The organism is Nocardioides sp. YIM B13467, assembly GCF_042788075.1.
In the GTDB taxonomy this organism is placed as follows: Bacteria; Actinomycetota; Actinomycetes; order Propionibacteriales; family Nocardioidaceae; genus Nocardioides.
Genome location: NZ_JBHZPJ010000011.1, coordinates 78,631 through 87,716, shown reverse-complemented (window position 1 = coordinate 87,716; position 9,086 = coordinate 78,631). Strand labels below are relative to the sequence as shown.

At 68.4% G+C, this 9,086-nt stretch carries 11 protein-coding genes; 5 read left to right on the top strand and 6 right to left on the bottom strand.

Annotated features, from left to right (window positions below):
• On the top strand, positions 1 to 629 hold a 629-nt coding region (locus ACFX43_RS03385; protein WP_378817017.1), incomplete at its 5' end, for an ATP-binding domain-containing protein.
• 6 nt (positions 630 to 635) lie between these two features.
• Here ACFX43_RS03385 and ACFX43_RS03380 read toward each other — a convergent pair.
• Together ACFX43_RS03380 and ACFX43_RS03375 are read right to left on the bottom strand one after the other, a co-directional pair.
• Positions 636 to 1,238 carry an amino acid-binding protein gene (locus ACFX43_RS03380; RefSeq protein ID WP_378817021.1) on the bottom strand — a complete coding sequence of 201 codons (603 nt, stop codon included), beginning with the start codon at positions 1,236 to 1,238 and terminating at the stop codon, positions 636 to 638.
• Positions 1,239 to 1,329: 91 nt separating this feature from the next.
• Positions 1,330 to 1,779: a nitroreductase family deazaflavin-dependent oxidoreductase gene (locus tag ACFX43_RS03375; protein WP_378817014.1), complete on the bottom strand. Its 450-nt coding sequence runs from the start codon at positions 1,777 to 1,779 to the stop codon at positions 1,330 to 1,332.
• Between the two features lie 56 nt (positions 1,780 to 1,835).
• On the opposite strand from ACFX43_RS03375, the gene ACFX43_RS03370 reads away from it, so the two are divergent.
• Complete coding sequence (locus tag ACFX43_RS03370) at positions 1,836 to 2,783, top strand: 1,4-dihydroxy-2-naphthoyl-CoA synthase (protein WP_378817012.1); 948 nt, start codon at positions 1,836 to 1,838, stop codon at positions 2,781 to 2,783.
• Between the two features lie 76 nt (positions 2,784 to 2,859).
• Here ACFX43_RS03370 and ACFX43_RS03365 read toward each other — a convergent pair whose 3' ends face one another.
• Entirely contained in the window at positions 2,860 to 3,384 is a 525-nt protein-coding gene (locus ACFX43_RS03365) for a MarR family winged helix-turn-helix transcriptional regulator (RefSeq protein ID WP_378817009.1), read from the bottom strand.
• 132 nt (positions 3,385 to 3,516) lie between these two features.
• Here ACFX43_RS03365 and ACFX43_RS03360 point away from each other — a divergent pair, with 132 nt between their 5' ends.
• Together ACFX43_RS03360 and ACFX43_RS03355 are read left to right on the top strand one after the other, a co-directional pair.
• Positions 3,517 to 4,308: an SDR family NAD(P)-dependent oxidoreductase gene (locus ACFX43_RS03360; protein ID WP_378817007.1), complete on the top strand. Its 792-nt coding sequence runs from the start codon at positions 3,517 to 3,519 to the stop codon at positions 4,306 to 4,308.
• Between the two features lie 232 nt (positions 4,309 to 4,540).
• Complete coding sequence (locus tag ACFX43_RS03355) at positions 4,541 to 5,959, top strand: DUF2252 domain-containing protein (protein ID WP_378817004.1); 1,419 nt, start codon at positions 4,541 to 4,543, stop codon at positions 5,957 to 5,959.
• 8 nt (positions 5,960 to 5,967) lie between these two features.
• Here the strand turns inward: ACFX43_RS03355 and ACFX43_RS03350 are convergent, their stop codons facing one another.
• Genes ACFX43_RS03350 through ACFX43_RS03340 form a run of 3 tightly spaced genes read right to left on the bottom strand, consistent with a single transcriptional unit; the run spans position 5,968 to position 8,339 of the window.
• On the bottom strand, positions 5,968 to 6,879 hold the full coding sequence (locus ACFX43_RS03350; protein ID WP_378817002.1) for a YihY/virulence factor BrkB family protein: 912 nt from the start codon (positions 6,877 to 6,879) through the stop codon (positions 5,968 to 5,970).
• Between the two features lie 7 nt (positions 6,880 to 6,886).
• Entirely contained in the window at positions 6,887 to 8,008 is a 1,122-nt protein-coding gene (locus tag ACFX43_RS03345) for an AI-2E family transporter (protein WP_378816999.1), read from the bottom strand.
• Positions 7,980 to 8,339, bottom strand: coding sequence for a carboxymuconolactone decarboxylase family protein (locus tag ACFX43_RS03340; protein ID WP_378816998.1), 360 nt, complete (start codon positions 8,337 to 8,339; stop codon positions 7,980 to 7,982). The genes ACFX43_RS03345 and ACFX43_RS03340 overlap by 29 nt, the downstream gene beginning before the upstream one ends.
• 289 nt (positions 8,340 to 8,628) lie before the next feature.
• On the opposite strand from ACFX43_RS03340, the gene ACFX43_RS03335 reads away from it, so the two are divergent.
• Entirely contained in the window at positions 8,629 to 9,027 is a 399-nt protein-coding gene (locus tag ACFX43_RS03335; protein WP_378816995.1) for a hypothetical protein, read from the top strand.
• Positions 9,028 to 9,086 lie beyond the last annotated feature (59 nt).

The following is a 9,086-nucleotide window of genomic DNA, read 5'->3' as shown; positions in this document are numbered from 1 at the left end:
TCGACCCTGCCGACGAGACCCGGGTGGCCGAGGTCGAGCGCGGCCTGGTCGCTCACGCCGCGGCTCTTCACGAGGCCGCGCTCGCGGGCGACGCGGAGCGCTGCGTACGGATGCTCGACGAATCCCGCCTCCTCTGCGCCCACCGCGACGGACCCTGGGGCGTCGCCCACTGGAACCGGCAGATCGAGCGCGGCCTCGCCGAGACCACGGGTGAGCCGCTCGGCATCGGCTGGGGTCATGAGTGGTATCCGGGCCGGCCGGTCCTCGTCACAGCCAACGACTACGGTCTCGGTCTCTTCAACGGCGACACCGGGGTCACCTACACCGACGCCGGCGGCGACCTGCGCGTCGCCATCGCGGGCGGCGCGACGTACGCGCCCTCACGCCTCGGTGACATCGAAACCCTGCACGCGATGACCGTGCACAAGTCCCAGGGCAGCCAGGCCAGGTCCGTCACCGTCCTGCTCCCGCCCGACGACTCGCCCCTGCTCACCCGGGAACTCTTCTACACCGCGGTGACCCGGGCCCAGGAGCGGGTACGCATCGTCGGCACCCCCGACGCCGTCACCGCCGCGATCACCCGCCGGGCCCAGCGCGCCTCCGGCCTCCGCCAGCGCCTCGGCCACTGAGCCGGGTCAGGACCGCGCGATGGAGGTGGCGAGGGAGGCGAGGTGGCCGAGGCGGGCGAGCTCGGAGTCGAGGAAGTCGGGACCGCCGCGGCGGCCGATGATGACGATCTCGTTGCCGTCGATGCGGGCGCCGGCGAACATGTTCTCGTCCTCACCCTCGACCTCGATCCGCTCGGGGCGGTCGAGCTCGATGAAGGGGACGTGCTCGGGCGAGCCGTCGGTGGCTCGGCTGATGCCCTTGACGCGGTGGACGCGGATTGCCCAGTCGGCACGGAAGGTCAGGGGAAGCACGTCCACGAGCCGGTCGAGCGCCTCGCGGGCGTTCTCGGTGAGGTCCTCGACGGCCTCGAGGTCGAGGAAGAGGTTGCCACCGGCGGCGTAGCGGGAGATCCAGACGACTTGCACGCCGTCGAGCTCGTTGCACGCCGACACGATGGAGTCCGGCATCGTCCCCGGTTGGGTCTCGAGCAGCACATCGTCGACAGCTCTTCCGTCGACCTTGTTCTTCTCGACGATCTCGATCGCCTCGATGTCGCCACCGGCTTCACCGATGGCGGAGGCGAGGCGACCGAGGGAACCCGGGATATCGGGCAGCTCGACGCGCAGCAGGAACGGCATGTTCACAGACCCTAGCGTCGCGAACCGACAGCCGTGGCACTGTCCCGGTTACGCAGCGGTCAACTGACGGGCTATTCGTCGGCTATTCGCCGGCCGGCTCCAGCAGGAAGAGCGGGAAGATCCGGGACGTGTTGGGCTGGTATTCGCCGTACGTCGGCCAGGTCTTCACGGCGTAGGCCCACCACTCGTCCCGCTCGGCCCCGGAGAGCTCGCGCGCGACGTACGCCTTCTTGGTGCCGCCGTCCTGCAGCGCGACATCCGGATACGCCCGGAAGTTCGCCACCCAGGCGGGGTTCTTGTCGCTCCCGCCCAACGACGCCACCGCGAGATACTTCCCGTCGCGCTCGACGCGCATCAGCGGGGTCTTGCGGATCGCGCCGGTCTTGGCGCCGCGGTTGGTGATCAGGATGATCGGCTTGCCGTCGCGCTCGAGGACGTTGGCCTCGGCGCCGTTGGAGGCCTCGAACGCGGCAACCTGGTCGCGCACCCAGTCGGCCGTGCTCGGGACATATTCACCTTGCAGTTCGGTCATGCCCACTACAACAGCCGGGGACGCGGGCTATTCCGACCCCGGATAGCCTCACCCTCATGAGCGCCATCGAAGGAGTCTCCGACACGTTCGACCCGAGCCGCTGGGACGAAGTCCCCGGATTCGAGGATCTGACCGACCTGACCTATCACCGGGCCAAGGAGCACGGCACCGTACGCATCGCCTTCGACCGCCCCGACGTACTCAACGCCTTCCGCCCGCACACCGTCGACGAGCTCCTCCGCGTGCTGGAGCACGCCCGGATCTCCGCCGATGTCGGCTGCGTACTGCTCACCGGCAACGGCCCCTCGGTCAAGAACGGCAAGCACTCCTTCTGCACCGGCGGCGACCAGCGCATCCGCGGCAAGGCGGGCTATCAGTACGAGGAGGGCGGGGCGTACGCCGCCGGCCGGACCGGCGCGGAGGAGCCCACCCCGATCGACAAGGCCAAGCTCGCCCGGCTGCACATCCTGGAGTGCCAGCGACTGATCCGCTTCATGCCCAAGGTCGTCATCTGCGTCGTCCCCGGCTGGACCGCCGGCGGTGGCCACTCCCTCCACGTGGTGTGCGACCTGACGCTCGCGAGCGCCGAGCACGGGCGTTTCAAGCAGACCGACGCCGACGTCGGCAGCTTCGACGGCGGCTACGGCTCCGCCTACCTCGCCCGCCAGGTCGGCCAGAAGTTCGCCCGCGAGATCTTCTTCCTCGCCGAGGAGTACTCGGCCGAGGACGGCGTACGCATGGGCACCGTCAACCGCGCCGTCCCGCACGCCGAGCTCGAGGACGTCGCGCTCGAGTGGGGCCGCAAGATCAACGGGAAGTCGCCCACTGCCCAGCGGATGCTGAAGTATGCCTTCAACCTCCTCGACGACGGCCTCGTCGGCCAGCAGATGTTCGCCGGTGAGACCACCCGTCTGGCCTACATGACCGACGAGGCCCAGGAGGGCCGCGACCAGTTCCTGGAGAAGCGCGAGCCCGACTGGTCGCCCTACCCCTGGTACTACTGAGTCGGCGCTGCGCCCGGCCTGTGCGCCAAGCATCCCAGGTGGTCGATCCCGATGCCGGGCCCGGGCAGTCGAGCGCTCAGTCGGAGCTCTCGGGCCGTGACCGCGGGGCCCAGCCGTCCTCGTCGCGGATGGCCCGCATGATCCGGTGGCTGATCTCGCGCAGCTGCCGGGCCTGAGGCTTCGTCAGGCGGTCGAGGACGAGCCGGTGGACGACCTGGACGTGACCGGGGGTCGCCTGTCGGACCTTCTCGTGCCCGGGTTCGGTGAGGATCGCCAGTGTGTAGCGCCCGTCGGCGGGGTCGGGGGTGCGGCGCAACCACCCCCTGGACTCCATCCGCACCGCTGCTCGCGAGAGTCGCGAGAGCGTGCTGTTCGCGTAGCCGGCCAGGACGCTCATCCGGAGGGTGTGTTCTGGCGCCTTGGCCAGGGCGTACAGGATGCCGTACTCGAAGTGGGTCAGCTGCGCGTCCCTCTGGAGTTGGCCGTCGAGGGCCGGGGGCAGCCACTCCAGCACCGTCGCCAGGGCGGCCCAGGTCTCGAGGTCCTCGCCGGTGAGCTCCGGGGGAGTGGTGGCGGTGGTGGCTCTGATGGCGTCGGGCATGACCGCAGCGTACGCGAGAACGGTGCGGCCGTGCCGCTTCGCTAACTTGCCTGGGCAAGTCATCCGACCTACTTTTGACTTGCCTGAGCAAGTCAATTGAACGCTGGAAGCGGCGATGGAGAGGTAGGAATCATGGACCTGGGGCTGACCGGGAAGAGGGCCTTCGTGAGCGGGTCGACGCAAGGCATCGGCTATGCCATCGCACGAGCCCTGGCCGACGAGGGGGTGGCCGTCGTCGTCAACGGGCGGTCCGCGGAGCGTGTCGACGCAGCCGTCGAGCGGCTCCGGGCCGCCGTGCCGACCGCGGACGTCACCGGGATCCCCGCCGATTTCGCGGACCCTGGCCAGGTGCGTGCGCTCCTGGAGTCGCTCGGCGAGGTCGACATCCTGGTCAACAACGTCGGTGTCTTCGAGGTGAGCGCCTTCGGGCAGATCTCCGACGAGGACTGGCAGCGGTACCTCGACATCAACCTGATGAGCGGCGTCCGTCTGTCGCGGCACGCGCTGCCCGCGATGCTGGACAGGGGATGGGGCCGGGTCATCTTCGTCAGCAGCGAGTCCGGTGTGAACGTCCCCGCCGATATGACCCACTACGGCGTGACCAAGGCCGGCATGCTCGCCCTGGGCAACGGCCTGGCGAAGCTCACTCGCGGCACCGGTGTCACCGTCAACACCATCCTGGGTGGACCGACGTACTCCGACGGCGTCGCCGAGACCGTCGCGCAGATCTCGCAGGCGCAGGGGATGCCCGCCGACCAACTGAAGGGCGCCATCGCGGCGGGCAACACGACCTCGCTGCTGGAGCGATTCATCGAGCCCGCCGAGATCGCCCACCTCGCCGCCTACCTGGCCAGCCCGCTCTCCTCGGCCACCAACGGCGCCGCTCTACGCGCCGACGGAGGAGTCCTCACCACAACCCTCTGACCTGGTCCGACGTCGTCGCCGAGTCCCGTCCAAGCCACTGCCCCGGGGCGCCGCGACCTGGGGCAGCGGCGTGTCTGTTGGTGCGGAGTGCCCTGGCGATGATCCAGTACGGCCGCGTCGACTCGGTTCACCTGCACAGCTTCGTGGTCAGCGTCATCGGCATCACGCAGCCGCCGACGCGTCACACAGGCTGCGTGATGCCAAAGACGGGCGCGTGAGGTCACATGGACTGATGAGCTCGATCGAGACCCAGGCACGTCGGCCCCACCACCTCACCCTGGCGGAGCGGGCTTCGGCAGGCCGAGGGGCGCGAGCGAAGGTCCCGCGTTCGGTGCACGGCGAGTGGCAACCGGCGCCCGACCGGGCCGACCCTGTCGACCTCCTCGAGGAGCAGGGAAGCAGTCGGCTGCAAGAGCTCGTGCCACTCCGCTACGGCAGGATGTTGGTGGACCCGTTCACGTTCTACCGTGGTTCCGCCTACCTGATGGCGGCAGATCTGGCGAGTGCGCCGCGTACGGACCTGACGGTCCAGCTGTGCGGCGACGCGCACCTGTCGAACTTCGGGTCGTTCGCAGCACCGGACCGGCGCTTGGTCTTCGACCTCAACGACTTCGACGAGACCTTGCCTGGCCCCTTCGAGTGGGACGTCAAGCGAATGGTGGCGAGCTTCGCGGTCGCGGGGCGTGACCGTGAGTTCGACGATGCCGAGCGCAAGGCCGTCAACATGGCTGCCGCATCGTCCTACCGACAGGCGATGCAGGATCTGGCACAGATGCGCAAGCTCGACGTGTGGTACGCCCGCTTGGATGTAGAGGAGCTGGACGCCCTGCTGAGCTCGCAGTTCACGGCCAAGCAGGTCAAGCGCTTCCGCAAGAACATGGCCAAGGCCCGGTCGATGAACAGCTTGAAGGCCTTCTCCAAGCTCGTGGAGATCGTGGATGGACGCCCGCGCCTGATCAACGATCCTCCGATGATCGCCAGGATTCAGGAGCTGATGCCCGACAAGGAGTTTCATGAGGTCGAAGACACGCTCCATGCCATCCTGCACATCTACCGCCGGACCCTGCAGGGGGACCACCGGCACCTGCTCGAGGGGTTTCGCTTCACCGACGCCGCACGCAAGGTGGTCGGGGTGGGCAGCGTAGGCACCCGCTCCTGGATCGTGCTGCTGGTCGGCAACGACGACAAGGATCCGCTGTTCCTCCAGGCCAAGGAGGCCCAGGCATCCGTCTTGGAGCCCTTCCTCGGCAAGAGCGCGTACACCAGCCACGGTCAGCGGGTCGTCGAGGGGCAGCGACTGATGCAGTCCGCGAGCGACGTGATGCTCGGCTGGGTGACGGCGAGCGGGTTCGACGGCGTCGAGCGAGACTTCTTCGTCCGGCAGCTGTGGGACGGCAAGGGTTCGGCGATCGTGGAGGCGATGAACCCGGCTGCCATGACCGGGTACGCCCGGATGTGTGGGTGGACACTGGCAAGGGCCCACGCCCGCTCCGGTGACCCGGTCGCCATCGCGAGCTACCTCGGCTCTGGTGATCGGTTCGATCGGGCGGTCTCGACGTTCGCCGAGGCCTACGCGGACCAGAACGAGCGGGACTACGCGTCGCTGCGTCGTGCGGTCGACGACGGGCGGATCGTGGCCCAGCGGGGCTGAGGGCCTCATCACCGCCGGACGCGTCGACCGAGCATTCCGGGTTCGGTCGCGAACACCTGGCCCACCAGCGCGGTCGAGAGGAAGCAGAAGGAGGCGACGTAGAGCCAGGTCAGGTAGGTGAAGGCGACGCCGATGGATCCGTACCGGTCGGCGCTTGCCTCGAGCGCCACGGGGAGCCATGCCTGGGTGGCGGGGCGAACTGTGATCATCAGGAGAGCGAACAGCAGCGCGCCCGGCATCAGCATCCTGGCGCGAACGGCGCCGGCGAGCAGCGCCCAGGGGATGAACGCTGCGACCGCGACGTCCCAGGAGAACGAGACCACCCGTGGCCACAGCTCCCGAGGGGGGAGGGAGCCGAGGGGCTCGCCGGCAGCACGGACGACGACCAGGGAGAGCGCGAATACCAGGACGACGGCCAGCCACCGCCAGGCTGACCTCAATCTGGTCGGAGGGCGCGGAAGTCCCCAGATCGCAGCGAAGGCGCGGGTCAGCGCGCGAGACAGGCTGGTCGCCGAGACGAGCACGAAGATGGCTCCGACGATGCCGAACGCTGCATCACCGCTGTCGACGGCGCCCTCGAGTACCTGCCGGGTCTGCTCCGGCATCTCGATCGCGTCGGTGAACCTGTCGCTGTTCGAGCCCAGGGTGGCGATCAGGATGAGTACCGGGAGTACGGAGGTGAAGAACTGGGCCGCGATGGTCATCGACCGGTCGAACACCTCGATCCGGCGGAGTCCCGCGGCCGCCCGCAGGAAGATCCGTCCCGGCCGCCTGTCGAGCAGCCATCCCAGCCGCCGCTGCAACCCGAACGGCAGACGCCCCAGGGCGGCCTCGGCGCGGGCCCGGGCCGGATCGTCGGCCGGCTCGGCGGCTGGGCCTGTCTGGCTCTCCGAGGACGGAGTCCCGTCGTTCGAGTCCATGCCGATCTCATTCTGGCGTTCCCTCAGGCTGAAGCTCGGCCGGGCCGGACTGCTCCGGCCCCGGCTCTGTGTCCGGCTTCCCTGAGATCAGGGGTAGGGCCCACCTGCCGCGCGGGTCGGCCTCCACCAAGAGGGCTTTGGCGAGCAGAGTGCACGGGACGGCGAGCAGTGCGCCGATCGGTCCGATCACCCAGGTCCAGAACACCAGAGAGAGGAACGTCAACGTTGGCGAGAGACCGACAGAGTCGCCCACCACACGAGGCTGGATGATGGATTGGATCACGAAGTTGATGACGCAGTAGACGACGATGACGGTGACCATCAGGCCCAGCCCGCCGTCGAGCAGGGCGATGAGGGCCGGCGGGATGACGCCGATGATGAAGCCGATGTTCGGGATGAAGTTGGTGACGAATGCCAGCACGGCCCACACGAAGGCTCCGGGGACGTCCAGGAGGTACAGGGCGACCCCGTCGATGACGGCGACGACCAGCCCGAAGCTTGCCGAGACACCCATGTAGTTGCGGGTGCCGTGGGCGAAGTTGTCCAGTGCGGCGACCGGGTCGGGAAACCGGTCACCCAAGACCTTCAGGCTGCGGCGCGTGGAGTCGGTGTCGAAGGCCATGAACAGCAGCACCGTGATCAGGAAGAACAGATCGGTGACCAGGCCGAGGGTGCCGGAGAGCACCGACATGGCCACGTCGATGATCTGGCCCGGGTCGAACGCGTTCACCACCGCGTCGATCTGCTCCTGCTTGACCCCCGCGTCCCGCAAGGTGTTCCCCACGTTCGCGACGCCCTCGGCGATCTGGTCGGCGTACGTGGGCACGAGGGCTGCCAGCTGGGCGACCGACACCATCAGGGCCAATGCGAAGACCGAGAGCAGAAGGACTGCCGACGCCAGCATGAGCAACGAGATCACCCACCCGGGAAGCCGGCCTCGTTCCAGCCACAGGCGGATCGGGTGCAACGTGATCGTGATGACCACAGCCATGAGGACCGGCCCGACGATGTCAGCGATGGATCTCAGCCCGGCCAGCGCGATCGTCAGCGCTGCGACACCCAGCAGAAAGGTCCAGGCGAACGATCGAGCCCGAAGCTCGCTAGGGGCGGTGGTGGAGGCGTGCTTCATGGGGATCTCCTGTCCCGGCCGGATGCTCCTGCTCGAGCGCGTCGGTGTCATAGCCGAGCGCCATCGCCAGCCGGGGAGCGGCTGCGACCACGCGTGCCGTACCAATGACGGGGAGGACACCGATCAGTACGTCGACGACCTCAGCAGCGCTCGCGCCGGCGTCGACGGCTGCATCTGCGGCGGCACCGTAGGAGGGGACCTCGCCCCCGACCGCAACCAGTGCGGCCAGTCGGACCAGGGCCAGAGTTCGGGCATCCAGCATGGGTTCGAGCCACGCTTCGTCGGCCGCGTACGTGGGGTCTTCGGACCAGTCCGTCTGGTTGATGGCCAAGCGGTGGAGTCGATCGGCGTAGTGCACTCCGGACCGTCCTTCCGGCTCGCTCTGAGTTGACCGCGACCCTTCGATTCGCCGTCCGTACGCCTCATTCACCCCCACCACGGTTCAGTCCGCATCATGCAGATCTGGTGAAGCGCGCTCGCCGGGAGACCGAGGCTCCGGTCGACGATGTTCACGTCTTCTGTGTGACGAAAGTGGACCCGTTCCCGCGAATGATGGGCCCCACGTCGTTCGGGGCCGTGCCCAGATCCCCGGCGGGCGGCAACCCATCGAAGGAGCCACCATGAAGCTCATCCCCGTCGCTGTCCTGACACTGGCGTTGGCCACACCGCTGACCGGGTGCGGCGAAGACCAACCCGCTGTGTGCAGCTCCGTCGACGACCTTCAGGCTTCGGTCGACGAGGTGCGGGACATCGAGGTGTCCTCCTCGGGCGCGTTGAGCGACCTGGAGCGCGGACTCGAGGCCGTCGGGTCGGATCTGTCCGACGTCAAGTCCGACGCGAAGGCCGAGTTCTCCAGCCAGATCGATACCGTCCAGGCCAGCTACGACGCGCTCACCGCGAGCATCGACGCGGCCAAGGAGAGTGCTTCCGCCGCCACTCTGAGTGCCGCCGCGACTGCGCTCTCCACGTTTGGCAGCGACGTACGGACTCTCATCACGGACGTCCAGGAAACCTGCTGAGCACGCGCCCTGGTCGTGCCGCAGCGCCGGTCTTCACGCATGTTGGGTGAGGACGCGCG